The sequence below is a fragment of the Mesorhizobium sp. P2_D5 genome (assembly GCF_056404355.1).
This window is the reverse complement of record NZ_JBFUEE010000004.1, coordinates 633,692-658,572: the sequence shown is the minus strand read 5'-3', so window position 1 is coordinate 658,572 and position 24,881 is coordinate 633,692. Positions and strand designations below refer to the sequence as shown.

At 63.5% G+C, this 24,881-nt stretch carries 25 protein-coding genes; 10 read left to right on the top strand and 15 right to left on the bottom strand.

The window, feature by feature from the left end; genetic code table 11:
• Positions 1–158: 158 nt before the first annotated feature.
• Positions 159–656: a MaoC family dehydratase gene (locus AC1DYW_RS20935; RefSeq protein WP_095087497.1), complete on the top strand. Its 498-nt coding sequence runs from the start codon at positions 159–161 to the stop codon at positions 654–656.
• A 3-nt stretch (positions 657–659) separates the two neighbouring features.
• Here AC1DYW_RS20935 and AC1DYW_RS20930 read toward each other — a convergent pair whose 3' ends face one another.
• Positions 660–2,099 carry an MFS transporter gene (locus AC1DYW_RS20930; protein WP_477227485.1) on the bottom strand — a complete coding sequence of 480 codons (1,440 nt, stop codon included), beginning with the start codon at positions 2,097–2,099 and terminating at the stop codon, positions 660–662.
• 131 nt (positions 2,100–2,230) lie between these two features.
• Here AC1DYW_RS20930 and AC1DYW_RS20925 point away from each other — a divergent pair, with 131 nt between their 5' ends.
• On the top strand, positions 2,231–3,124 hold the full coding sequence (locus tag AC1DYW_RS20925; RefSeq protein ID WP_477227484.1) for a LysR family transcriptional regulator: 894 nt from the start codon (positions 2,231–2,233) through the stop codon (positions 3,122–3,124).
• 7 nt (positions 3,125–3,131) lie between these two features.
• Here the strand turns inward: AC1DYW_RS20925 and AC1DYW_RS20920 are convergent, their stop codons facing one another.
• On the bottom strand, positions 3,132–4,556 hold the full coding sequence (locus AC1DYW_RS20920) for an aminotransferase-like domain-containing protein (protein WP_477227483.1): 1,425 nt from the start codon (positions 4,554–4,556) through the stop codon (positions 3,132–3,134).
• A gap of 86 nt (positions 4,557–4,642) precedes the next feature.
• Between AC1DYW_RS20920 and AC1DYW_RS20915 the strand changes: the two genes are divergently transcribed.
• Positions 4,643–5,506 carry a DMT family transporter gene (locus AC1DYW_RS20915; RefSeq protein WP_477227482.1) on the top strand — a complete coding sequence of 288 codons (864 nt, stop codon included), beginning with the start codon at positions 4,643–4,645 and terminating at the stop codon, positions 5,504–5,506.
• 23 nt (positions 5,507–5,529) lie between these two features.
• Here AC1DYW_RS20915 and AC1DYW_RS20910 read toward each other — a convergent pair whose 3' ends face one another.
• From AC1DYW_RS20910 to AC1DYW_RS20900, 3 genes are all read right to left on the bottom strand, one after another.
• Positions 5,530–6,570 (bottom strand): zinc-dependent alcohol dehydrogenase family protein, encoded by a 1,041-nt coding sequence (locus AC1DYW_RS20910; protein WP_477227481.1) that lies wholly within the window; start codon positions 6,568–6,570, stop codon positions 5,530–5,532.
• 128 nt (positions 6,571–6,698) lie between these two features.
• Positions 6,699–7,349 (bottom strand): maleylacetoacetate isomerase, encoded by a 651-nt coding sequence (gene maiA / locus AC1DYW_RS20905; RefSeq protein WP_477227480.1) that lies wholly within the window; start codon positions 7,347–7,349, stop codon positions 6,699–6,701.
• Between the two features lie 4 nt (positions 7,350–7,353).
• Positions 7,354–8,049, bottom strand: coding sequence for a fumarylacetoacetate hydrolase family protein (locus AC1DYW_RS20900; RefSeq protein ID WP_477227479.1), 696 nt, complete (start codon positions 8,047–8,049; stop codon positions 7,354–7,356).
• Positions 8,050–8,325: 276 nt separating this feature from the next.
• On the opposite strand from AC1DYW_RS20900, the gene AC1DYW_RS20895 reads away from it, so the two are divergent.
• Positions 8,326–9,009, top strand: a complete 684-nt coding sequence (locus AC1DYW_RS20895) for a response regulator (protein ID WP_477227478.1) — start codon at positions 8,326–8,328, stop codon at positions 9,007–9,009.
• Positions 9,010–9,212: 203 nt separating this feature from the next.
• On the opposite strand, the gene AC1DYW_RS20890 is transcribed toward AC1DYW_RS20895, so the two are convergent.
• Both AC1DYW_RS20890 and AC1DYW_RS20885 read right to left on the bottom strand, forming a co-directional pair.
• Complete coding sequence (locus tag AC1DYW_RS20890; RefSeq protein ID WP_477227477.1) at positions 9,213–10,553, bottom strand: hybrid sensor histidine kinase/response regulator; 1,341 nt, start codon at positions 10,551–10,553, stop codon at positions 9,213–9,215.
• A 1-nt stretch (position 10,554) separates the two neighbouring features.
• Positions 10,555–11,739, bottom strand: a complete 1,185-nt coding sequence (locus AC1DYW_RS20885; RefSeq protein WP_457154870.1) for an FIST N-terminal domain-containing protein — start codon at positions 11,737–11,739, stop codon at positions 10,555–10,557.
• Between the two features lie 247 nt (positions 11,740–11,986).
• Here AC1DYW_RS20885 and AC1DYW_RS20880 point away from each other — a divergent pair, with 247 nt between their 5' ends.
• The 4 genes from AC1DYW_RS20880 to AC1DYW_RS20865 all read left to right on the top strand — a co-directional run bounded on the left by AC1DYW_RS20880 (position 11,987) and on the right by AC1DYW_RS20865 (position 17,074).
• Positions 11,987–12,487 (top strand): (2Fe-2S)-binding protein, encoded by a 501-nt coding sequence (locus AC1DYW_RS20880; protein WP_095088065.1) that lies wholly within the window; start codon positions 11,987–11,989, stop codon positions 12,485–12,487.
• A 123-nt stretch (positions 12,488–12,610) separates the two neighbouring features.
• On the top strand, positions 12,611–14,962 hold the full coding sequence (locus tag AC1DYW_RS20875; protein ID WP_477227476.1) for a xanthine dehydrogenase family protein molybdopterin-binding subunit: 2,352 nt from the start codon (positions 12,611–12,613) through the stop codon (positions 14,960–14,962).
• A gap of 12 nt (positions 14,963–14,974) precedes the next feature.
• Positions 14,975–15,772 (top strand): FAD binding domain-containing protein, encoded by a 798-nt coding sequence (locus AC1DYW_RS20870; protein WP_457153142.1) that lies wholly within the window; start codon positions 14,975–14,977, stop codon positions 15,770–15,772.
• A gap of 279 nt (positions 15,773–16,051) precedes the next feature.
• The gene (locus AC1DYW_RS20865; RefSeq protein WP_477227475.1) at positions 16,052–17,074 is read left to right on the top strand and encodes an acyltransferase family protein; all 1,023 of its coding nucleotides are present in this window, start codon (positions 16,052–16,054) and stop codon (positions 17,072–17,074) included.
• A 19-nt stretch (positions 17,075–17,093) separates the two neighbouring features.
• Here the strand turns inward: AC1DYW_RS20865 and AC1DYW_RS20860 are convergent, their stop codons facing one another.
• The 3 genes from AC1DYW_RS20860 to AC1DYW_RS20850 all read right to left on the bottom strand — a co-directional run bounded on the left by AC1DYW_RS20860 (position 17,094) and on the right by AC1DYW_RS20850 (position 18,973).
• Positions 17,094–17,579: an SRPBCC family protein gene (locus AC1DYW_RS20860; protein WP_095087526.1), complete on the bottom strand. Its 486-nt coding sequence runs from the start codon at positions 17,577–17,579 to the stop codon at positions 17,094–17,096.
• 141 nt (positions 17,580–17,720) lie between these two features.
• Entirely contained in the window at positions 17,721–18,218 is a 498-nt protein-coding gene (locus tag AC1DYW_RS20855; RefSeq protein ID WP_477227474.1) for a GNAT family N-acetyltransferase, read from the bottom strand.
• A complete protein-coding gene (locus AC1DYW_RS20850) occupies positions 18,215–18,973 on the bottom strand; it encodes a copper homeostasis protein CutC (protein ID WP_477227473.1) in 759 nt (252 codons plus the stop codon). Before AC1DYW_RS20850 ends, AC1DYW_RS20855 begins: the two co-directional genes overlap by 4 nt.
• Before the next feature lie 249 nt (positions 18,974–19,222).
• Between AC1DYW_RS20850 and AC1DYW_RS20845 the strand changes: the two genes are divergently transcribed.
• The gene (locus tag AC1DYW_RS20845) at positions 19,223–19,678 is read left to right on the top strand and encodes a carboxymuconolactone decarboxylase family protein (protein ID WP_477227472.1); all 456 of its coding nucleotides are present in this window, start codon (positions 19,223–19,225) and stop codon (positions 19,676–19,678) included.
• A 31-nt stretch (positions 19,679–19,709) separates the two neighbouring features.
• Here the strand turns inward: AC1DYW_RS20845 and AC1DYW_RS20840 are convergent, their stop codons facing one another.
• Positions 19,710–20,141, bottom strand: a complete 432-nt coding sequence (locus tag AC1DYW_RS20840; RefSeq protein ID WP_477227471.1) for a cupin domain-containing protein — start codon at positions 20,139–20,141, stop codon at positions 19,710–19,712.
• A 77-nt stretch (positions 20,142–20,218) separates the two neighbouring features.
• Positions 20,219–21,052 carry a PA3715 family protein gene (locus tag AC1DYW_RS20835; protein WP_477227470.1) on the bottom strand — a complete coding sequence of 278 codons (834 nt, stop codon included), beginning with the start codon at positions 21,050–21,052 and terminating at the stop codon, positions 20,219–20,221.
• 276 nt (positions 21,053–21,328) lie between these two features.
• On the opposite strand from AC1DYW_RS20835, the gene AC1DYW_RS20830 reads away from it, so the two are divergent.
• Positions 21,329–21,706: a hypothetical protein gene (locus AC1DYW_RS20830; protein ID WP_477227469.1), complete on the top strand. Its 378-nt coding sequence runs from the start codon at positions 21,329–21,331 to the stop codon at positions 21,704–21,706.
• A gap of 106 nt (positions 21,707–21,812) precedes the next feature.
• Here the strand turns inward: AC1DYW_RS20830 and AC1DYW_RS20825 are convergent, their stop codons facing one another.
• Genes AC1DYW_RS20825 through AC1DYW_RS20815 form a run of 3 tightly spaced genes read right to left on the bottom strand, consistent with a single transcriptional unit; the run spans position 21,813 to position 24,878 of the window.
• Positions 21,813–22,562 (bottom strand): ribonuclease activity regulator RraA, encoded by a 750-nt coding sequence (locus AC1DYW_RS20825; RefSeq protein WP_477227468.1) that lies wholly within the window; start codon positions 22,560–22,562, stop codon positions 21,813–21,815.
• 21 nt (positions 22,563–22,583) lie between these two features.
• On the bottom strand, positions 22,584–23,747 hold the full coding sequence (locus AC1DYW_RS20820) for a mandelate racemase/muconate lactonizing enzyme family protein (protein WP_477227467.1): 1,164 nt from the start codon (positions 23,745–23,747) through the stop codon (positions 22,584–22,586).
• Between the two features lie 33 nt (positions 23,748–23,780).
• Positions 23,781–24,878: an ABC transporter ATP-binding protein gene (locus AC1DYW_RS20815; RefSeq protein WP_477227466.1), complete on the bottom strand. Its 1,098-nt coding sequence runs from the start codon at positions 24,876–24,878 to the stop codon at positions 23,781–23,783.
• Between the last annotated feature and the right edge of the window lie 3 nt (positions 24,879–24,881).

Genomic DNA, 24,881 nt, shown 5'->3' with positions numbered 1-24,881 from the left:
AGCCCGAAAGCCAAAGAAATCCCGATTTACCCTGCCGTTGCGGTGGTCGGCATGGCATGATCGCGGCCGATGTCGGCGGAACGGATTCGCGCAGGGCGAATTGACAGGGGCCGCCAGTTCGTGGTCCGGAGGCGTTGGAAGCTATCGGGAAACCAGGAATGACTGAAATACGGCCCAAGACGCCGCCGACCTACGAGCAATTGAGGACGATGGCCGGGCAGGAGCTTGGCGTGTCTGAGTGGACCACGGTCGACCAGAATCGTATCAACCAGTTCGCCGAATGTACCGGCGACCATCAATGGATCCATGTCGACCCCGTGAGGGCGCGACGGCAAAGCCCGTTCCGCACGACGATCGCGCACGGCTACCTGACGCTGTCGATCATCGGCGCACTGGCGCTCGGCATGGGTATCGTGCCCGAAAACACCCAGGCTGCCTTCAACTACGGCTTCGACAAGGTGCGTTTCCTGGCGCCGGTCAAGGTCGGCGCGCGCATCAGGCTGCGCACCACGCTGCTGTCCATGGAGGACAGAGGCCCTGGCCAGTATCTGATGAAGGCGGCCAATACGGTCGAGATCGAAGGCGAGGAAAAGCCGGCGCTCACCGCTGAAACGCTGGTCATGCTCTACGAGCGCCGCAAACGGGCAGGGGCCTGAGCCTTACGAAACGCTGGGCTGCGCGCGGCCAACGGTGCGGGCCGAGAGCAGCGCAAGGAATAGCGCGACCAGCGCCAGTGCCGTTGCCGTCTGAAAGGTGACCTGCATTCCCCGGGCGGCGGCCAAGGAACTCAGAATGTCTTGTTCCCCAGCCGATGCGACGGCGAAGACGGCGCCCATCAACGATGCGCCGGTGATGAGGCCGAGATTGCGCGACAGATTGAGCAGGCCAGAGACGACACCGCGCTCGCCGGCGCCAACACCGGTCATGATCGCTGCATTGTTGGACGTCTGGAACAGCGCGTAGCCGATGCAGGTGATGGTGATCGGCACGACATAGCTGGCAATGCCGAGTTTCGTCATGGCGAGCGACAGCAGGAAGGTGCCGGTGGCGAGGCTGGCCAAGCCGGCAACCATCATCCTGTGGGCCCCGAAGCGGTCGGTCAGGCGTCCGGCCAGCAGCGCCGACAGGGCCGAGACGAGCGGGCCGGTCGACAGCACGAGGCCGACCATAGCGGCATCTAGCCCGAGCCCGCGCGACAGGTAGAACGGGGCAACCACCAGGGTCGCCATCATCACCGTTGCGACGACGAGGCTCATCGCCAGGCTGGCGCTCAGCTGGAGGTCACGGAAGCCGGCAAGCTTGATCAATGGGTTCTTCACTTTCGCCTGCGCGGCGGCGAACAGAACGACGCCGATGCCGGCAGCTATCAGCAGACCGATGTTGAGTGCGCCGAAATTGCCTCTGCCAAGAGTCATGGCCAGCGCATATGCGGCCAACGTCAGGGCCAGGAGGGCGGTGCCTACGGCGTCGAACTTGCCTCGATCGGTGTGGGCTGCCTTGCCGTTGGCCGGCAAGGCACGATAGGCGAGAGCGAAGGACAGCACGCCCAGCGGCACGTTGACGAGGAATATCGCCCGCCAGCCGAAGCCCGCGATCAGAAGGCCGCCGAGCGAGGGCCCAAGCGTCGTGCCGATCGCGGACATGGCGCCGAGCAGGCCCATGGCGCTGCCGGTTTTGGCCTTGCTCACCGTTTCGGCGACAAAAGCCAGCGTCAGCGCCATCATCAGCGCGGCGCCAAGCCCTTGCACGGTCCGCGCGGCGATCAGCAGCCAGAGTGTCGGCGCCAGGCCGCAGAGTATGGATGCCAGCGTGAACAGCGCGATGCCGCCAAGCAGCAACGGCCGGCGCCCGAACATGTCGGCCAGCCGTCCGGCGCTGACAATCAATGTGGTGATGGCGAGCAGATAGGCCAGAACAACCCACTGCACCGACTGGAACGAAGCGCCGAACGCCTGCATCAGCGACGGCAGGCCGACGCTGGCAATGCTGGTTCCCAGCGACGACAGTAGGGTGGCGAGCGAAAGGCTCGCCAGCGCCCGTCGGGAGGATTGGACCTGGGGCGGCGCCGATACGCGCTCATTTTGCTCTGCGATTGCCAAGGCGATCTCCTTTCCATCGGCTCCAGAACCGGAGCTGTCGGAGATCTAGTCTCTTGGATGATATGGCGGAAGGCGCAGCGTTTGCATGCTATTCGTGCACCAAACGCCATATCATGTGCTATGATCCGCCGATGGCATCGCCCGATCTCAATTTGCTCGTCGCTCTCGACGTTCTGCTGACCGAAGGCAGTGTGGCGCGCGCCGCCAATCGTCTTGGTCTCAGCCCCTCGGCGATGAGCCGGACGCTGGCGCGGCTGCGCGAGGCGACGGGCGATCCGCTGCTGGTTCGCGCCGGCCGTGGCCTGGTTCCGACACCGCGTGCGCAGGAGTTGCGGCAGCAGGCTGGTCGCGTCGTCCAGGATGCGGAAGCATTGCTGCGCCCTGCCAGGCTCCTCGACCTTTCGGACCTCGCCAGGACTTTCACACTGCGCACCAATGAAAGCTTCGTGGAAGAGTTCGCGCCGCGCCTTGTTGCTCGCATCGAAGCGGAGGCGCCATGCGTGCGACTGCGTTTCGCGCCGAAGTCCGACAAGGATGTCGCGCCGCTGCGCGAGGCGGCGGTTGACCTGGAAATCGGCGTCGCCAGTGAAACCGGACCCGAGATGCGTATTCAGGCCCTGTTTCGCGACCGCTTCGTCGGTGCGGTGCGCGCTGGCCATCCCTTGAGCGAGGGCGTCGTGACGCCCGAGCGCTACGCGGCAGGCCGCCACATCAGTGTTTCGCGGCGTGGTCGCGAGAAAGGGCCGATCGATGAAGCCCTTGAGCGGCTCGGACTCCAGCGGACTGTCGTGTGCATGGTTTCCGGCTTTTCGGCCACGCTTGCCCTGGCGCGTGCATCGGACCTGATCGCCAGCGTGCCCGAGCGGCACACGGAAGGCGCGCGCGCCGGCATGCACAGCTTTCCGCTGCCGGTCGCCACCATGGAGGTCACCATCTCCATGCTCTGGCATCCGCGTCTCGATGCCGATCCGGCACAACGCTGGTTGCGCGACTGCGTGCGGGAGGTCTGTGCAGCATCTCGCTGACCGGCAATCAACGCGCCATCGCCGCCTCGACCACCTTGAAAATCCGCTGGTCCGCGCACTGGGCAACGTTGAAGCGCAGGAAGCGGCTGGCTGTCTGGGACAGGCTGAACGCATTTCCGGGCGCCAGCACGATGTTGTCGGCGAGAGCGCGGCGGGCGACTTCGGCCGCATCGACGCCATCCGGCAGGCTGCACCACAGGAACAGCCCGGCCGGCTGGTCGATCCAGGGCGTGATGCCGATTGCCTTCAGGCGGGTGCTCGTCTCGCCCATGGCGCGCGAAAGCCGCGCCCGCAGCAGGTCCATGTGCTTGCGGTAGCTGCCGTCCTTCAGCAGCGTCAGCACCAGTTCGGCCGCAAGCCGCCCGCCGCCGAAGGTGGTGGCGATCTTGAGATCGGTCAGGCGCTCGATCCAGTCGCGGGGCGCTGCGATGAAGCCGCAGCGAACCGACGCCGACAGCGTCTTGGAGAAACTGCCGATCTGGACGACCCGGCTCAGACCATCGAATGCCGCCAGCCTGGGGGCGGGCGCATGTTCGAAATCGGCAAAGATGTCGTCCTCGACGATGGTCAGGTCGGATTGATCGGCGAGCTTGAGCAAGCGGTGGGCGGTGACTGGCGACAGGATCGCGCCGGTCGGGTTGTGGATGGCCGAATTGGTGATGTAGAGGCGAGGCCGGTGCTCGGCCAACGCCTGCGCGAACAGGTCGATGTCCGGCCCGGACGGTGTGTAGGGAACGCTGACAACCTTGGCGCGGTGGGCGCGCAGCAGAGCGTGGAAATTGAAATAGCAGGGATCGTCGACCAGTACCGTGTCACCGGGCTCGATCAGGAACCGGCACAAGAGATCGATGGCCTGCGTGCCCGATTCCGTCAGCATGATCTGTTCGGGAGAGGCTTCTATGCCATGCTCGGCCATGCGCCGCGCCAGCAGGTTTCGCAGGGGCGGCAGGCCGAGCGGCGTGCCGTAGTCGGCGAGCGCGGCATCATCGGCGCGCGCCACGGTGCGCAGCGCGCGGCGCAACCCTGCCTGGGGCATCCACGCGGCCGGCAGCCAGCCGCAGCCGGGTTTCAGACTGTCATCGCCTGCCTCCAGCGACTGGCGCGAGATCCAGAGCGGATCGACCGCGCGGTCGAGCCGGGGACCGATCTCGGCCAGAGACAGCGGCGCCAGCGAGCCGGCGGCATAGAAGCCTGAACCCGGCCGGGAACGGATCGCGCCTTCTGCGGCGAGCCGCTCATAGGCTTCGACCACGGTGGATTTGGAAACCTGCATGGATCTGGCGAAGGCGCGGATCGACGGCAATCGCGCTCCCGGCGTCAGGCTGCGCGCGGCAATCCGCTGGCGAACAGTCGCCATCACGCTCTCGACCAAAGTGACCGTGTCTTCAATCTCAAGCGCTGTTACCGTCATCTGTACTGCCTTGTTGGCCATTACAGTTTTGTGAAATTGTACCCCATTGTCTCTGGCGACACCATAGGCGCAGGCCCGATAGAGGGCGAAACAAAACGGAGCCTGTGATGGACAAGATGGCGAGCGGCTGGGTGAACGGATTCGTCGGCGTGCTGATTTTCAGCGGCTCGCTTCCGGCAACGCGCGTCGCCGTGATGGATTTCGATCCAACCTTCGTGACATCGGCCCGCGCGGCGATTGCCGGACTGCTTGGTCTCGCCCTGCTGCTGGTGTTCCGCCAAAAGCGCCCGGAGCGAGGGGATCTGCTGTCGCTGGTCATCGTCGCGCTCGGCGTGGTGGTGGGTTTTCCCCTGCTGACGGCACTGGCGCTCAAGCACGTCACCTCGGCCCACTCCATCATCTTCGTCGGCCTGCTGCCGCTGGCGACGGCGATTTTCGGCGTGCTGCGCGGCGGTGAACGTCCTCGCCCGGCGTTCTGGCTGTTCTCGTGCGTGGGCAGCGGGCTGGTCGCGGGCTTTGCCCTGATGCAGGGCGTGACAGCCTCGCCGGTCGGCGATGGTCTGATGCTGGCCGCCATCGTCGTCTGCGGCCTGGGTTATGCCGAGGGTGCAGCGCTGTCGCGCAAGCTCGGCGGCTGGCAAGTGATCTGCTGGGCGCTGGTGCTGTCGCTGCCGATCATGCTGGTGCTGACTTTCGCGACGCTGCCGCCATCCTTTGCCAGCGTCGGCTCCAACGCCTGGATCGGGCTCGCCTATGTCTCGCTGTTCAGCATGCTGATCGGCTTCGTGTTCTGGTACCGCGGCCTTGCGCAAGGTGGCATCGCTGCGGTGGGGCAGTTACAGCTTTTGCAGCCGTTCTTTGGCCTGGCACTGGCGGCGACGCTGCTGCATGAGCAGGTCAGTCCGCAAATGGTGGTCGTGACGCTCGGTGTGGTGCTATGCGTGTTCGGCGCGAAGAAATTTGCCAGGTAGTTCCGGGAGGGTGGCTCCTGTCCCTAGAACTTCGTCACCACCCCGATGCCGATGCCCTCGAAGCCGCCCATGGCCATCAAAGCCGCGGGCGCTTCTTCGAGGCTGATCTTCTTGCCGACCAGAAGTTCGGGCTTGAGCTTGCCGTTGCGGATCATCTCCATCATCGCCTGGTAGCGATAGGCCTGCATGCCGTGGCTGCCGAGGATCTCGAGTTCGAAGGCGATCACCTTGTCCATAGGCACCTGCGGGCGGGCGTGCTCGCCCAGCATCAGGCCGACCTGCACATGGCGGCCGCGCCGGCGCAGGTTGGCGATCGAATTGAACGAAGTGGTGGGATGGCCGAGCGCGTCCATCGATATGTGCGCGCCGCCATTGGTGATCTGCTTGACGGCCTTGACCACATTCGGCGTTTTCGACGCGTTGATGGTGGCGACGGCGCCGATCTTCGTGGCGAAATCGAGCTTCTCGTCGGTGAGGTCAATGGCGATGACATTGGCGCCCATCGCGCTGGCGATCATGATCGCCGACAGGCCGACGCCGCCGCAACCATGAACGGCCACCCATTCGCCCGGCGTCACCCGGCCCTGGTCGACGATGGCGCGAAACGAGGTGACGAAGCGGCAGCCGAGGCTGGCGGCGGTGGCGAATTCCATCTCGTCGGGCAAGCGTACGAGATTGGTGTCGGCGTGTTCGATGGCGACATATTCGGCGAACGAGCCCCAGCCGGTGAAGCCGGGCTGCGTCTGATGTTCACAGACCTGGTGGTTGCCCGAGCTGCATTCGAAGCAGTGGCCGCAGCCGACGGCGAACGGCACGGTGACGCGTTCGCCGGCCTTCCAGCGTGTGACATGCTTGCCGGCGGCCACCACGACACCGGCCAGCTCATGGCCCGGTACATGCGGCAGGCGGATGCCGTCGTCATGACCCATCCAGCCATGCCAGTCGCTGCGGCACAGCCCGGTCGCCTCGACCTTGATGACGACGCCATCGGCAGCCGGTTTCGGATCGGGAACGGTCTGGATCGTCGGCGCTTCACCGAATTTCTCGAAGACGACGGCTTTCATTGGCAACTCCCAACCTTCAAACGGCCTGTGGGAAACGATAGCCGATTCCCCGTGCGGTCAAGCGGAAATCGATTCCGCCAGACGGGCTGACCGGGTCGCGCCGGTACCGGCGCTACGCGTCGGCGGCCTTACTCGGCATCGATCTGGTTCTGTGGCGCCGCTTTCTGAAAGGCGGGCAATGCCATGCAGGCGGCGTTGATGCGCGCTATCGTCGGGTAGGGCGTCATGTCGAGGCCGAAGCGGGCATTGCTGGTGACCTGCGCAGCCAGGCAGATGTCGGCCAGGCCCGGCATGTCGCCATGGCAGAATGTTCCTGTCTCGGCCGAGGCAGCCAGGATCTTTTCCAGCGGCTGAAAGCCTTCGTTCACCCAGTGGCGGAACCAGTTGGTGATGTCCTGGTCGCCGGCGCCGAACAAGGTGCGCAGCGAGGTCAGCACGCGCAGATTGTTCACCGGATGGATATCGCAGGCGATCATCTGCGCCAGCATCCGGACCCGCGCCCGGCCAGCCGCGTCCTTCGGCAGCAGCGGTGGTTCGGGACGGGTCTCGTCGAGGAATTCGATGATCGCCAGCGATTGCGTCAAGAGCGTTCCGTCGTCGAGGATCAGCGCCGGCACCAGCCCTTGCGGATTGACCGCGAGATAGGCTGGCTCCAGATGCTCGCCATGGCGCAAATGATGCGGGACATAATCATAGCTCAGCCCCTTCATCTCCAGCGCAATCCTCACCCGATAGGAGGTGGAGGAGCGATAGTAGTTGTGCAGGACGATGTCGCTCATGCGCTCACCTCGGCTGGCCGACGGTGATTTCGATCGTGCCGATGCCGTCGACGCCGCCAGTCATCGTGTCGCCTGGGCCTACCGCGCCGACACCGGCCGGCGTGCCGGTGAAGATCAGGTCGCCGGGTTCCAGTTCCACCGCCTCGCTGCAGATCGATACGATATCGGCGATCGGCCAGATCAGTTCGGCGAGGTCGGCATCCTGCCTGACCTTGCCATTGACGGCGAGCCAGATGCGGCCCTTTTGCGGGTGGCCGGCTTTCGCCGCGGGGACCAGCGGGCCGCAAGGCGCGGAGCGGTCGAACGCCTTCGACCAGTCCCAGGGCCGCGCCGTCTTCTTGGCTTCATCCTGCAGATCGCGGCGGGTGAGGTCGATGCCGACGCCATAACCCCAGACATGATCTAGAGCCCGCTCGCGCGTGATGCGGAAGCCTGGCTTGCCGATCGCAGCGACCAGTTCGATCTCGTGGTGCAGATTGCCGGTCAAGGGCGGGTAGGGGATGGTGGTGCCGGAATCGACCACCGCATCGGCCGGCTTGGTGAAGAAGAAGGGCGGATCGCGCTCGTCATTGCCGAATTCGCGGGCATGCGCCGCGTAGTTGCGGCCGACGCAGAAGATGCGGCGCACCGCAAAGCGCGCGGGCGAGCCGGCAACGGCCACCGATGATGCTGCCGGCGAGGGTAGGACGAAGGCTGTCATGTGGGGTCTCTGCTTGGTTACCGGAACATTCGGCCGATTTGGGCCGCCGGGCAAGGCGAATGGGTCGAGAAAGCGCGGCCGCGCTTTCCGACGGAGATGGCGATGTACTATTTGGCAATAATCTGGCCATGGTCGCGAGGCTATTCTAAAGCGCGTCGCGTTTGAACGGATTTGAGGCGACGCGCTTTAGGTCTTTGTCTCATGCATGTCGTTCACCCAAACCGGGGCCACTTTTGGGCGACATGCATCAATCGCCCCTGAACCGAAATGAACCCCATGACCGCAATCCACGATCGCGCCCGGTTCCTGATCATCGACGACCATCCGCTGTTTCGCGAGGCGCTGCACAGCGCGGTGCAGATGGCCTATCCGGAAGTCGACACGGTGGAGGCGCGCTCGATCACCGAGGCGCTCGATCTTCTGGCCGGCGCCAAGCCGTTCGATTTGGCGCTGCTCGACCTCAGCATGCCCGACGTGCACGGCTTCGAGGGACTGCTGCAACTCCGAACCCGCTATCCGCGCCTGCCGGTGGTCATCGTCTCCGGCTATGAGGAGCCGAAAATCATTTCCGAGGCACTGTCCTATGGGGCGGCCGGCTTCATCCCGAAATCGGCGCGCAAGAGCGACCTCGCCGCCGCCATACGCTCGGTGATGGAAGGTGCGATCTATGTGCCGGAAACCTATGAAGCCCGCACGCCCGACGCCGACAGCGTCGACCGCGCCGACATGGTGCAGCGCCTGTCGACGCTGACGCCGCAACAATTGCGCGTGCTGCAGATGCTGCGCCAGGGCCTGCTCAACAAGCAAATCGCCTATGAGCTGCAGGTCGGCGAAACCACGGTCAAGGCTCATGTGTCCGAAATCCTGCGCAAGCTCAATGTCTACAGCCGCACGCAAGCGGTGATCGAGGTGTCGAAACTGGACAATGCCGAGTTGTTTCGCGATCAGGCGGGGTTTTGAGTTTGTCCACAGCGATGGTCAGGCGAACATGGCAAAAAGTGCACTGTCACCGCGATTCATCCGAATTTGAACCGCTCCTTGGCCGCACTAAATACCAACTTAGTGTCCGTGTCCGACCCTGCATCTCCATTACAAAAAGGCGTGCGACCTTGGAGTAGCGACGCCGGATTTCCTAGATATTCAAGAATCCCATTGATCATTCTCTAAGCCAGCAGATGCGCCAGCAGCGCCCTCAATTGCGCCGGCTTCAGCGGCTTGCGCATCAGTTCGATGCCGCCCGCGCGGGCGGCTTTTGCGACGGCTTCGGAACTGTCGGCGGTGACGATCAGGGCCGGCACGGCGCGGCCGAGATAGTCGCGGACCTCGGCGATGGTGGCGGTGCCGAGATCGCCGCCGTCGAGATGCTGGTCGGCAATGACGATGTCGGGCACCCAGTCTGTATCGCCCAGCATGTCGAGGGCGTCGTCGGTCGAGGTCGCGGCCCGCACCAAGCATTGCCAGCGCTCTAGCAGGAAGGTCATGGCCTGCAGAACCTCGACATCGTTCTCGATCAGCAGCACCTTGGTGCCGAACAGGCCGTAGCCGCGCGGCCGTTCCATGTCGGCGCTGCTGGCGATGGCGTCGGCCGGGGCGCCGATCCCGACCGGAACGTCGATGTGGAATATCGTGCCGCGCCCGACCTTGGATGAAAATGTCACGGGATGGCCGAGCGCGCTGGCCATGCGGCGCACGATGGCAAGCCCGAGCCCGAGACCGCCGCCGTCCAGCTCCGCATTGGCCGACGAGGTGCCGCGATGGAATTCCTCGAACACCGCCTCGCGCTGGTCTTCGGGAATGCCGCAGCCGGTATCGGCGACGTCGATGCGGATGGTATCGCCGCGATGCCTGGTGCCGACCAGCACACCGCCGGAGCGTGTGTAGCCCAGCGCATTGGAGAGAATGTTCTGCAGGATGCGGCGCAACAGCGTGCGGTCGGAGCGGACCACGGCGTTGACCGGCCGGAATTTCAGCGACAGCCCCTTCAGTTCCGCCACCGGCAGGAAATCCGAGCGCAGCGATGAGAACAGCGCCTCCAGGCTGACGTCGCCGGTGTCGGGTTGCACCACGCCGGCGTCGAGCTTGGAGATGTCGAGCAGCGTGCGCAGCAGGTCCTCCATCGTCTCCAGCGAGCGCTCGACCTGCCGCACCAGCTTCCTGCCCTCGTCGCTGGTCTGCACTTCGGCCAGCGCCGAAACCGAGAGGTGGGCCGCGTTCAGCGGCTGCAGCACGTCATGGCTGGCGGCGGCGAGGAAGCGGGTCTTGGACAGGTTCGCCAGTTCGGCGTTTTCCTTGGCGGCGCTGAGGTCGATGTTCGACTGCTCCAGCCGGCGCAAGGTCGAATGCAGCTCCTCGGTGCGCGTGCGCACGCGATTTTCCAGCGAAATCGCGGTCTGGAACAGCGAGAAGGCATTGCCTTGCTGGTCCATCGACCGCTCGACGCGGCTGACCAGTGCGGCGTTGATCTTCTTCAGCTTTTCGAGATCGTTGATGTCCCTGAGCGGCATCTTATTCCGCCGCCTGTCGTTCGCCAAAGGCGATGCCGGTGAAGGTCTGGTTCAAATGCATCGACCGGTACTGTTCGCCATAGGTGCCGAAGCCGATGACATTGTTGACCCGGTAGAGCTCCGAGATGTCGCGAAAAACCTGGCGGTTGCGCGCGTCCAGACGGCGCAGCACGCAGTCGAAGCCGAGGATCATGTCGATGCCGCCAAGCCGCTCCTCGACATCCCTGAGCGCCGCGCGCGTCGATTCGACCATGTCCTTGGGTTGGGCGATCGACAGCACGACCCCGTCGTCTATGGCGCAGAAGAACGACAGCGAGCCATCGGGATGCATCTTCTGGATCGACCGGCAGTAATATTCGCCGCCCACTTTCACCACCACCGGATGCGAGGCAAAACTCAGCGGCGTCAGCGTCTGCGCAACGATGCCGACGGACGCGGCGTATTCCTCCGCCGCGTTGGTGGCATTGAACTCGCGCACGATGCGGTGATCGGGATCGGCCGCCGTCACCACCAGCTTCTCGTCGGTGGGAACGAAATTGTCGGTCTTGAAGACGTGGAAAGGGATTTCGGTGGCGATCAGCACGATGATGGCGCTGTCGGAGGTGACGTTGCCGTTCGAGATGAGGCGCGTCGTCTCGAACTTCAGGTCGTCGCCGGCCGAGCCGCCGAGCAGCGGTATGTCGTCGAGGCCCCAATGGATGGCCGAACTCACCGCTTCCTCGGCATAGGAGAGCCCATCGATGAAGCAGAGCGCGAAGGTGCCTTTGGTGCGGTCGCAACCCAGGCGCGCGCGCAGCGACCGCCGCAAGGCCTCGACCTCGCTGGTGATCCTGTCCATGCCCGACGAGGACAGATCGTCGACCATCACGCTGACGGCGGTGAACGCGGCGGACGGAAGCAGCATGGCGAGCACGTGGCCATCCTCGAGGCCTTGCGGCGTGATCTCGCCGGCGGTCGAGCAGCCCGCGTGATGAAGCGCCGGCGCGTGGCTCATGAGCGCCCGGGAAAGGGTGTCGGCCTCGACCAGGCTCTGGGAAAAAAACAGGAGCGCGAAGCCGGCGTCGATTGCCGCAGCCTCCAACGCGATCGCCTTGGCGAATGCGTCCATGTCGGGCTCATCCGTGGTGAGCGCCGACAGGCCGCATGCATAGCGCGTCCGTGAACTGGCCAGCGGTGTTCTCCGCATTTCCTCCGACGCTGTTTTATGCGCGTCGGGCGCGCGGGCGTCTGATAACATTGTTGCCCTCAAACCCTGTTTTGGCAATGGGCGACCGGGGCCGCGCGTTTGGGCTCAGCCCATGACCGAAAGTACAATGTAACGAGTTTGCGACGTGCTGTTTTTTGTCCATTGTGCAGTGTACGAATAACCATGGCCGAAGCGGCAACACCGCGTCGGCAGCGTGATGACCAAGGTTGATACCCAGGGAGGAAGCATGTCGGACGTTTCGTTGATGGTGAACGGAAAACGGGTCAGTGGCGCTGCCGAGGACCGAACGCTTCTGGTTCACTTCCTGCGCGAAAATCTCGGCCTTACCGGAACGCACGTCGGTTGCGACACGTCGCAATGCGGTGCCTGCGTCGTCCATGTCGACGGCAAGGCGGTCAAATCCTGCTCGATGCTCGCGGTACAGGCCTCCGGGTCGACCGTGGTGACGATCGAGGGCCTGGCCAATGGCGCCGATCTGCATCCGGTGCAGGCCGCCTTCAAGGAACATCACGGGCTGCAGTGCGGCTTCTGCACGCCGGGCATGATCATGACGGCGACCGACATGATCAACCGCCACCCCGAAGGCCTCGACGAAGCGACGGTGCGCACAGAGCTCGAGGGCAACATCTGCCGCTGCACCGGCTACCACAACATCGTGAAGGCGATCCTTGCCGCATCGAAGACGATGTCCAAGGGGTCGAAGGGCAAAGCCAGGCAAGCGGCGTGAGAAGGAAGTGGGTAGCGAATAGGGAGTAGCGAATAGTCAGCAGTCTGACAAAACGCCAACTCACCACAATTCGCCATTCACTACTCACTATTCGCTATTTCAGCATTTCGGGAGGAATTTCTGATGGGCATTGAAGGTGTTGGCGCTCGGGTCGCGCGCAAGGAAGACAAACGATTCATCACCGGCGCCGGCCGCTATGTCGACGACATGGTGGTTCCCGGCATGAAGCACGCAGCCTTCGTGCGCAGCCCGCACGCGCACGCGCAGATCAAGAAGATCGACGTCAAAAAGGCTCAAGCCATGCCCGGCGTCATCGGCGTGCTGACCGGCAAGGAGCTCAAGGCCGACGGCATCGGCAACCTCATCTGCGGCTGGATGATCCACTCCAAGGATGGTTCGCCGATGAAGATGGGGGCGTGGTCGCCGCTTGCTTTCGACCGGGTCCGCTATGTCGGCGATGCCGTCGTCATCGTCGTGGCCGAGACCAAAGGGCAGGCGCGTGATGCCGCCGAGGCGGTCGAGATCACCTACAAGGAACTGAAGGCCGTCGTCGATGCCTCGAAGGCCATGGACAAGGGCGCGCCGCAGATCCACCCCGAGGCCGACAACAACCTGATCTTCGACTGGGACATCGGCAATGCCGACGAGACGGCCGCGGCGTTCAGGAAGGCGGCCCATGTCGTCAAGATGGATATCATCAACAATCGCCTCGTGCCCAACGCCATGGAGCCGCGCGCGGCTCTTGGCCACTACGACAAGGCCGAGGACCACTACACCTGCTGGACGACCTCACAAAACCCGCATGTGGCGCGGCTGGTGATGAGCGCCTTCTACAATGTCGCCCCGGAAAACAAGCTGCGCGTCATAGCGCCCGATGTCGGCGGCGGCTTCGGCTCGAAGATCTACATCTATCCCGAAGAGATCGTCTGCCTGTGGGCGTCGAAGAAGACCGGGGTGCCGGTCAAATGGGTGGCCGACCGCACCGAGAGTTTTCTGACCGACGCACATGGCCGCGACCATCACACTCATGCTGAAATGGCCTTCGACAGCGATCACAAGATCCTCGGCCTGAAGGTCGAGACCAAGGCCAATCTTGGCGCCTACATGTCGCTGTTCTCGTCGGCGACGCCGACATACCTCTACGCTACGCTGTTGTCGGGCCAGTACAACATCCCCGCCATCCACGCCAATGTGAAGGCGATCTACACCAACACCGCACCCGTCGATGCCTATCGCGGGGCAGGGCGGCCGGAAGCAACCTTCGTCATGGAACGCATGATGGAGACGGCCGCGCGCCAGTTCGGCGTCTCACCCGCCGAGTTACGCCGCAAGAACTTCATTACCTCGTTCCCGCACCAGACGCCGGTCATCATGTGCTACGACGCTGGCGACTATGCCGCTTCGCTCGACGCGGCGATGAAGGCGTCGGACTATGCCGGCTTTGCCAAGCGCAAGGCTGCCGCAGCCAAGAAGGGGCTGCTGCGCGGCATCGGCATGAGCTGCTACATCGAGGCCTGCGGCATCGCGCCGTCGGCGGCGGTCGGCAGTCTTGGCGCCGGCGTCGGTCTGTGGGAATCGGCGGAAGTGCGGGTCAATGCAGTCGGCACGATCGAGGTGCTGACCGGCTCGCACAGCCATGGCCAGGGCCATGAGACGACCTTCGCGCAACTGGTCAACGAACGCTTCGGCGTGCCGCTCGATTCGGTCTCGATCGTCCATGGCGACACCGACAAGGTGCAGATGGGCATGGGCACCTATGGCTCGCGCTCGGGTGCTGTCGGCATGTCGGCCATCGTCAAGGCACTCGACAAGGTCGAGGCCAAGGCCAAGAAGATCGCCGCTCATCTGCTCGAGGCTGACGAGGGCGACATCATCATCGAGAACGGCGCGCTGAAGGTCGCAGGCACCGACAAAAACGTGCCATGGTTCCAGATGGCGCTCGCCGCCTACACCGCCCACAATCTGCCGGGCGGCATGGAGCCCGGGCTGAAGGAAACGGCGTTTTATGATCCGTCGAACTTCACCTTCCCGGCGGGCTGCTACATCTGCGAGGTCGAGGTCGATCCGGAAACCGGCATGACCGAGATCATCCAGTTCGTCGCCGCCGATGATTTCGGAAACATCATCAATCCGATGATCGTCGAGGGCCAGGTGCATGGCGGACTGGCGCAAGGCATCGGCCAGGCGCTGCTCGAAGGCGCCCACTACGACAATGGCGGCCAACTGCTGACCGCGAGCTACATGGACTACACCATGCCGCGCGCCGGCGACCTGCCGTCGTTCAAGGTCTCGACCTCGAACACGCCATGCCCGGGAAATCCGCTGGGCATCAAGGGCTGCGGCGAAGCCGGCGCCATCGGCTCGCCGCCGGCGGTGATCAACGCCATCACCGACGCCATCGGCAGCAACGATCTTGCCATGCCGGCATCGCCGTCCACCGTGTGGGCAGCGATCCGCGCGACGACGAAACACTGAGGAGGAACGAGCATGTATTCGGTCAACTATCACCGCGCCGCCTCGGTCGCCGACGCCGCCAAACTGGTCAAGGCGGGCGATGCGAAGCTGCTTTCGGGCGGCATGACGCTGATCCCGGCGATGAAGACACGGCTTGCCGCGCCCTCCGACCTTGTCGACCTGTCGAAGATCAAGGAGTTGCAGGGGGTCAAGGTGTCGGGCAAGACGGTGACCATCGGCGCCGCGACCACGCATTACGACGTTGCCAATGACGAGAAGCTGAAGAAGGCCTGCCCGGCGCTTGCCCATCTGGCGTCGCTGATCGGCGATCCGGCGGTGCGCCACCGGGGGACGATCGGCGGCTCGATCGCCAACAACGATCCGGCGGCCGACTATCCGGCGGCGCTGCTGGCGCTGGGCGCCACCATCGTCACCAACAAGCGCCAGATCGCCGCCGACAAATTCTTCAAGGGCCTGTTCGAGACGTCGCTGAAGGAAGGCGAGATTGTTACCGCCGTCACTTTCACGGCGCCGGCTAAGGCGGCCTATGAAAAATTCCGCAACCCAGCATCGCGCTATGCGATCGTCGGTGTGTTCGTGGCCAAGGGCAAGGATGGCGTCAGCGTCGCCGTCACCGGCGCCGGCGACGACGGCGTTTTCCGTTCGAAGGAGATCGAGGCAGCCCTGGCCAAGAATTTCGCGGCCTCGGCGCTCGAAGGCGTGAAGGTATCGGCGAAGAATTTGATGACCGACATCCACGCCTCGGCCGACTACCGCGCCAATCTGATCGCGGTGATGGCCAAGCGCGCTGTGGCTGCCGCCACCGCCTGACACCATCAGCCGCGCACAAGGAAAGGGGCCCCTGCGGCCCCTTTTTCGCGTGCGGTGACCTGCAACTGTCCGGTTCCGATGGGATCGCCTCAGCGCGCCAACCGTTTGCTTGAAGCAATTCCCGTCCATACTTCGCCAGGAACTGCGTCAGCGACAATCTCGCACTTGCACAAAGCGATATTGCACTGCACTATGCCAGTGACCAAACGCGAGCCGGGTTGTTAGTGTCGATCACGGCCTGCGACCCTTTCAGCATCTTTCAATGCGAAGGGAGCCGGCATGACCGACATCTCCGCGACGCATGTCGTTGCGTCCCGACCCGTCGCCGACAGAGCGGCCAGAACAAGACTGGCCTATCTCGATGGCTGGCGCGGCCTGTCGATTGCCCTGGTGCTGATCGGCCATTTCTTTCCTGTTCCCGGGATCAATCTGGGTGTGCTGGGCGTCGAATTCTTCTTCGTGCTCAGCGGCCGGCTGATGAGCGAGATCCTGTTCATCGAGCGCTACCCGCTGAAGAAATTCTTCAAGCGGCGTTTTTCCCGCATCTATCCGGCACTTCTGGTCTTCGTGGTCGTCGCCATGATTGCGCTCTCCGGCACATTCATTGCCTTCAAATGGAAGGCGGCGCTGACCGCGCTGACATTCACCTACAATTATGCCGGCATTCTCGTCACGCGGGCGGGCGCACTCGACCATATCTGGTCGCTCTGCATCGAGGAGCACGCCTATATCATCCTGGCGCTGATCAGCGTCGTCGTCTTAAGCCGCTCTCGCGTAGTCGTGCTGCTCCTGGCGCTGGCCTTGCTTGCCATGGCCAATGGAGCGGTTTCGTACTGGGTGTTCGGGATGGACTACGAAACCACCTACTGGCGCACCGATGTGCATATCGCCTCGATCCTGCTGTCGGCCTCGATCTGCCTGCTTAAGGCCGATGGCAGGCTGCCGGCGATCTTCAGAGGCAGGCAAGTGGCTCTGGCGGCATCGGTCTTCGCCGTTCTTCTGTTCCTCGATCCAGTGCCGACGCCGATCCACTATCTCTTCGCGGTGCCGCTGCTGGGGCTGGCCGTCAACGCACTCGATTTCAGCCCGCGCTATCTGACCGGATTGCTGTCCTCCTGGCCGATGGCGACGCTGGGGCTGTGGTCGTACTCGCTCTATCTGTGGCAGCAGCCGTTCTACAAATTTGTCTACGAGCAAGGCAGCGCTCCGATCCCGATGCTGGCCGGGGTCTTTGTCTGCGCGCTTTGCAGCTACTACATCGTCGAGCGACCGGCACGCGAATGGCTCAACCGCAACTGGTAATGCCGCAGCGCTGTCGGCCCTAAGCCGACCGGCGCTTCTTGTCCGTCAGATACCGCTTGAGGCCGGCTTCGCCGCGCGGCGTCGTCCAGCGATGGTTCCAGGCGAAGGCCTGCCGCAGCAGCGGTGCCAGGAATTTGAGGATCGGCCGCAGCACCGTGACCTGCCAGGTCAATTGCACATGGGTGCCGGTGCCGGACGGCGACAATTCCGCCCGCCACAGCCCGTCGAAATCGCCAAGGGTTTTCACCACCACCAGCCTGCCGGGTTCGAGTTCGGCGGCCTCGATGATGAAGTTCAGCTCGTAGGGCAGGGCGCCGCGAGCCCGTGCCCTTGCGCGCGAACCGATGGTCGCCTTGCCCTTCCTGTCGAGCGGAACCACCTCCTTGTAGACATCGCCCCACCAGATCGGCAGCAGTTCGGCATCCGAGAGCACCTCCCACACTTCCTGCGGTGTGCCCTCGGGGATGTGCCAGCTTTCGTCGAAGCGAAAGACGTTGCTCGGCATCGCGTTTCCTCCGGTTGGCGGAAACATTCATATTAGCTGCGGCTTCTTTGTGTTGCCAGCGCCAGCGGGATCAGCCGGAGATTCGCCTGAGGTATCAGGCGGTGATCTGCCTGATGTGTCAGGCTAGATTCGCCTGATGTATCAGTCGGAAATCCGTCTGATGTAGTAGCGCACCGCCTTCTTGCCGCCGTGGATGACGGCGTCGCCGGCTTCGGCGAAGCCAAGCGCGGCGTGGAAGGCATCCGAGGCGGGGTTCGGCGGGTCGGTGTTGACCTCGCAGGTGACCAGCGTGTGGCCGGCGCGCTCAACTTGGCCGAACAGATCCTGATAGAGCCGGCGCGCATGGCCGCGGCCACGCGCTTGCGCCGCCACGACGACACGGTCGACATAGACGAAGCGGGGGTAGCGTTCGCGGAACCAGACGAAATTCGGGCTGTCGTAACGGGCGTCCTGGTCGAAGGTCATGATGAAGGCTTCGAGATCGCCGATGCGCCGCGTGTAAAACGCTTCGCCGAGTAGGAAAGACAGCCGTTGGGGCTCCAGCCACGACAGTTCGGCTGCGTGCTCGTTGTTGAGCGCGAGGATCGCCGCTTCGTCTGCGGCGGATACAAGGCTGATCGGGGCAGGGGTCGCGCTCATGCCTTCGCAGCCGCAATGGTGGCCGCCACGAGATCCGTGTCGGTCAAGGTGTTGCGGTACTCGCGGTCGAGGTCGGAGCCGCCCATGCCGACATGCGGGTTGCGGTAATCCATGGCGCTCGGCACATCCTTGAGGGCGGCGAAATGCATTTCTGACAACGCGGTCCTTCTGCGCACTTCGGCGATGTTGCCGAGGTCAAGCCCGCCACAGCCGAGGATGACAATGCGGGCGCCGGCCTGTCGAACCAGATCCGCCAACAGCGACATGCCCTCGACCGCCGTGTCGCGCTGGCCGCTGGTGAGCACGCGGCCAACCTTGCTGCGGATCAGCGCTTCGAGCGCCTCGGCGGGGTCGCGGGTCATGTCGAAGGCACGGTGGCAGGTGACATTCAAGGAGCCGGCGGCTTGCGTCAATTCACTCATGCGCGCCTCGTCGATGGTGCCATTGGCGTTCAGGCAGCCAAACACCACGCCGGGCACGCCGAGCTCGCGCAGCGCCATGACATCGGCGAGCATCGAGGCGTACTCGGATTCGCTGTAGAGAAAATCGCCGCCGCGCGGCCGCACCATGACGTGGAAAGGCACGGTCGCCTGGTCGAGGGCAGCGCGCACCGTGCCGAGGCTCGGCGTGATGCCGCCTTCAATGAGGCTGGCGCACAGTTCCACCCGGTCGGCGCCGGCCGCCTGCGCGGCCAGCAAGCCATCAATGCCTTCGACACAGATTTCGATCAGCGGCAGGCGAGTTTCTTCGGTCAAGGGGCAATCCAATCGATGATGTCGCCGCAAGCCCTAGCATCGGGCCGTTTGGCGCGAAAGCGTGAACAGCGCGTGGCCATTTGGGCCAGACGGCAAACTCCGCGCTTGACAGTCAAATAACCGTTGAGTTATGGAATAATCATAACCGGATGGTTATTTATCTCACTATCCGACCTCAGAAAGCCTGGATGCGCGGCATCCGGGCCCGACGAGACACGTCCTGACGAAACGCTTCAATAGGAGAAGACCATGCAAGCAAGGATCAAGAATCCGGTGGTGCTCATTCCCGGATCTCTGCAGGCGCTGCTGGCGCTGGACAAGTCGACCGAAGCGGCCGAATTGCCCTATGTGACGCGCAAGCTCATCCATCTGCGCGCCAGCCAGATCAACGCCTGCAGCCTCTGCGTCGACCTGCATGCGCGCGAGTTGAAGAAGGCCGGCGAAAAAGACGAGCGCATCTTTGCCCTCGCGGCTTGGCGGGAGACGCCGTACTTCACCGATGCCGAACGCGCAGCCCTGGCGCTGGCAGAGGCCGGCACACGGCTTGCCGACCGGCCCGACGCGGTGCCGGACGATGTCTGGGACGAAGCCGCCCGGCATTACGATGAAAAGGCGCTCGCCGCCCTGGTCATCCAGATCGCGCTGATCAACGCCTTCAACCGGCTCAACGCTACGACACGGCAGGTGGTCGGCGCCTGGGGCTAGCCCTGCAGCAAAGGTGCATCGGCCTTGGCCGCTACTGGCGCAACTCCGTGTTCTTGGCGCCTTCCTCGACCTGGTCGATCACCAGCAGCTTGACCGGACCATCGCCGATGTTGGTGGCCTGGTGCCATTGGCCGATCATCTCGATGATGAAATCTCCGGTCTTGTAGGTGTTGCTGTTGCCGGTCTCGACATTGGTGACCTTCAGCGTCCCGGCATGGACATAGGCGTAGCGCGGGAAGGGGTGTCTATGGACCGGCAAGGTCGCACCCGGCGCGATGTCATAAGTCGACACCAGAACCTGCACGTTCTTCTGCGGCAGCGTGATCGGCTGGCCGGAAGCTGTCGTCGTGCGTGATGCCAGCGGCGTCACGACGACGGGCGTGCCGCTGCTGTCCAGCGCCAGGGCGGGGTGTGCAAATGACGCGACCGCCAGCAGCAATGCCGATGCCAAGATTTTCCGCATGAATCCTCCAAAGCAACACATCTATCGCGCGGCGGGCCCCCGCGTGCAAGCAGGCCTTGTCGACGCGAGCGGCGTTCTCACGGCTCCATTGCCTTGAGCGCCGCAGGAACCGGATAGCGATTGCCGTCGTAGCGCAGCCGGTAGGTCCGCTTTACGGACTTGCCGGGATGAGACTGGCACTCGCTGTCCTTGTCGGGCAAGGGTTCGTCGGTATCCGCCTGCTCGATCGCTGTGATGTCGTGATAGCCGTGGTGGCTCGCCGCGCTCATCGCCAGGCTGACCTGGCTGGAATGAAAGGATCCGGCGCAACTGGCGTCGCCTTCGCCGCCATGGCTGGCCACGGCTAGGCCGCCGAGCACCAAGCGCAAGGCATCGCCGGCGACGGCATAGAGCCGCAGGCCGGTTTCGTTGAATGGATTGGCCTGCGAATGGGTTGCCAGTTCGATGCGCAGGCCAAAGGCGGAGACATCGGGTGCCAACCGATAGCGACCGGTATCGAATTCGACCTTGCGGATGGCGATGGCGTCATCGGTCATCAGGCCGGGCTGGAGCAGGCGCTGGCGCACGCCCAGGCTCTTCCTGTCGACGACCAGAAGCTCGATATCGCCAACATGCCCGTCATCGCTGGATACGGTGCTGTCGATCAGCGGCACTGCGACCAGCAGCAGGTCATCATGGGCAGGCCAGATCTTGCAGACCAGGCCAACTGGGTTTTCGTAGTCCGGGAGCGTCAGGGGGATGCTGATATGGGGTTCGAGGGTCAGCGAGGTGGCGTCGACGCTCCTCTTGGCCTTGGGATAGGCCTGCTGCACCAGGGCGACAACATCCCCGCAATCGCCGGCCGAGGCCCTGGCGGGAGACAGACTGGCCACGGCGAGGCCGAGGAAGAGGGTGCGCAACACTGTTCGCATGGGATTCTCACGTTGCAGGGCCGAGTTCGCCTGGCGATCCGCGTGTACCACGGTTGTTGCGTTTGGACGGGCCCGGATTTTGCAACGTTACCTTCATCAACAAGATCAGTCGCCACTCCGCGCTCGCGGCTCGATGAAGCTTCTTATATTAGCCAGCAACGATATATTAACGGCTGTGGTGCAGCCTTTCCGTGGGGACGGGGAATACCCTCCCCATCGACGTTCCAACGCGCGTCCTTGGAGCAGCGGGACGCTCGACCAATGCTGGGAAAACGCATGAGTGTCGGAACAGCTCTCGAACAATTGCTGCGATTGATCCATCGCAGGGCCATGAAATTGGCCGCGTTGCCGGAGGATGAGAGAGATTTACACTACGATCTCATTCGCCGCACATGTTGCGAAGCCGCCGAGCACGTTGGGCAAAGCCCCGACAAGGCAGCCATCACGGCAAACGATATGGTTGAGTTTGTTCGCGCACTGGTCGGAATCATTGAAGTGGGTCGTGAACCAGACCAAGGGCGAAGCGCCGATCGCCCGCTGCCAGCACGCCATTTTGGCAGCCGGGAGAATGTTACTACGCCTGGCGTCGGCGCTTCATTGGTGTCGCCAATTTGGCGTGACATTCGGCGTACTTCGGGGGCTGGATCTCGCTAGTCCAGGCTGCCAGATCGAAAGCGACGCCTACGGCGAAATTCCACTCCCAGTTGTTGCGTAGACGCCGGCGTTGCCGCCAGAATGTCCGCTGCCCGCAAGGGAAGCGCTAACTTGGGTTCTCCAGGCGGTTGGCTTTTCGCCACGCCTCGTACTCACCGCGGGCATCGTCATGAAGCGGATAATAGCGTTGCAAGGACCCGCCCGCCATGAGCTTCGCTCGCGAGAACTCCTCCCAATCGTGATGCTTCTGCGATTCATCGATCACTTTTGCGGCCATTGCCACGGGAAGCACCACCACCCCGTCGTCGTCGGCGACGATGATGTCGCCGGGGATCACCGTGACACCGCCACAGGCAATCGGAACGTTGACGGCATTGGGATAGATGCTGGTCTGCACATGATAATTTGGCGTCCAGCCGCGCAGCCATAGCGGCAGATCGAGCTTTTCGACATTGGGCCGATCGCGCATGCAGCCATCGATGACGATGCCCGCGCCGCCTCTGCCCTTGAAATACGTTGACATCATATCGCCGAAGACGCCCGAGCTCATGTCGCCACGCGCGTCGACCACAACCACGTCGCCCTCCTGCGCGTGATAGAGCACGTGCCGGTGCAGTTGCGTCTCCGGATCGGCATATTCTCCCTCGTTGAAGAGGTCCGGCCGCTGCGGCAGGAATTGGAGCGTCAGCGCCGGCCCGACGATCGACTTCCCGTGGTTTTGCGGCACGGGACCAACCATGTGCGGATTGCGGAAGCCCATGTGGCCAAGCGTGCCGGCAACCGTCGCGGCGCCGATTTCCCTTAGCGCGTCGATCAGGTCTTTAGGCGGTCGCGTAATGTCGGGGGTATGCGTCATTTTAGACTCCGGTGGATGGAACTACCAGTTGGTAACAGAACCGTCGCGGCGCTTAAGGTGAGGCGCTTCCCAAAAACGAAAGCTCTCCGCCTGGACTGCCTCTTCGTTGACCTCGACGCCGAGCCCCGGCAGGTCGCTGACTGGATAGTCGGGGCCGTCGAGCTGTGGTTGCACAGGGAAGAAGTCGGAATTGTTGAAGCCCAGCTTTCTTTCGGGCGCCCTAGTCTCAAGCCACGCGAAGTTGGGTACCGCGGCGGCGAGATGCATGGTCGCGGCCGTGCACACTGGGCCAAGGGGATTGTGCGGCATCAGGTCCACATAGTGCGCTTCGCTCCAGCCAGCGACTTTCATCGCCTCGGTGAACCCGCCGACATTGCAGATATCGAGCCGGTTGAACTGATGGATGCCGCGCTCGATGTAGGGGAGGAACTGCCACTTGCTGGCAAATTCCTCGCCGATGGCAAAGGGGATGTCGGTCATGGTCCGCAAGGATTCGTAGGCCTCCGGTGTCTCGTCGCGTATCGGCTCCTCGAGGAAATCAAGCACGCCACGGCCAAGCTTGTTGCAGAAGCTCGCCGCCTCGGCCACCGACAGCCGATGGTGATAGTCGATGCCGAGGACGACGTCGTCGCCCAGCGCCTCGCGCGCCTTGTTCAGCATGGTCGCGGTAACGCCGATCGATTCGCGAGGCTCGAAGATGTCCCTGCTGCTTTGCCCCACGGGGAAGAAGCGGATCGCCTGCCACCCCTGTGCGCGCAGTTCGCGGGCTCGTTCGATGGCAACATCGCCCTCGGCCTCGTCTCCGGTCGAGGCGAAGGTGGGGATGCGGTCGCGCTGCTTGCCGCCGAGCAGTTCGTACACCGGCACTCCAAGCGCCTTGCCCTTGATGTCGTGAAGGGCGATGTCGATGGCGGAAATCGCCGCCTGCAGAACGCGTCCGCCTTCGAAGTACTGGCTGCGATAGACTTCCTGCCAGATCCGCCCGATCTGCATGGGATCGCGGCCGATGAGAAACTCGCGATAGTGCTCGACCGCGCCGGCCACGGCCCTCTCGCGACCGCTCAAGCCGCTCTCGCCCCAGCCGAAAATGCCATGATCGGTCTCGACCTTGACGAGCATCTGGTTGCGCGTTCCCACCCACACCGGATAGGGCTTGATCGCAGTGATCTTAAGCTTCGTAGTCATCCAAGCCCACGTCCCACAGGCATCCGCCTGGTCTCAATCGGCCTTGAGGGCCATTTCAGTTTCGCCGTCGAACAGATGCATGCGCTCCTGGTCGAACTCGAGCCAGATCTGCTCGTCGGGCGCGACGGCAATGGTCGGCGGCACGCTGACATTGACTATGGCACCGGACAGGAACGCCTGAACGAAGGTGACGTCTCCGGTCGGCTCCACCGTGTAGGCCTTTGCCGGGACGCTGCCTGGCACTGCACTCCTGTGGAGCTTGATCGTCGAGTGACGTGCGCCGAGCACGACTTTCTTGGTCGCTGCCCCCGCGACTTTGCGGGCGTTGCGCGGCGAGAGCTCAAGGCTCCAGCCCTCTGCGCTGGTCAACACGGCATTGCCGTTCGCTGTCGATGCCTGCAGCGGAATAAGGCTCATCGCCGGGCTGCCGATGAAGCTTGCGACGAACATGTTCATCGGATGGGCAAAGACCTGCGCCGGTGAATCGTATTGCTGCAGGAAGCCGCCGTTCATCACCGCCATCTTGTCGGCCATGGTCACCGCTTCGAGCTGGTCGTGCGTTACATAGATGATCGTCGCCTTGAGGTCCTGGTGGAAGCGCTTGATCTCCGACCGCATCTGCACGCGCAGCTTGGCATCGAGGTTGGAGAGCGGCTCGTCCATGAGGAACACGGCCGGGTCGCGGACGAGGGCACGGCCCAGGGCTACACGCTGCTGCTGCCCGCCGGAAAGTTCGCGCGGCTTGCGCTCGAGCAGGTGCGTCATGTCGAGCACTCGCGCCGCGTCCTTCACCTTCTTGTCGATCTCGTCCCTGGGCAGTTTTCGCATCTGCAGCGGGAACGCCAGGTTCTTATAGACCGATTTCTGCGGATAGAGCGCGTAGTTCTGGAACACCATTGCGATGTCCCGGTCCTTGGGGTCGAGGTCGTTGACCACCCGGTCGCCGATGACGATGTCGCCCGACGTGATCGGGATCAGCCCGGCGACGAGATTGAGCGTGGTTGTCTTGCCGCAGCCTGAAGGACCGACGAGCGCGACGAACTCGCCATCGTTGACCGTCAGCGAAACGTTGTTGACAGCTTTGAAGCCGCCATAGGTCTTGACGAGATCTTTGAGGACCACGTGGGCCATCGG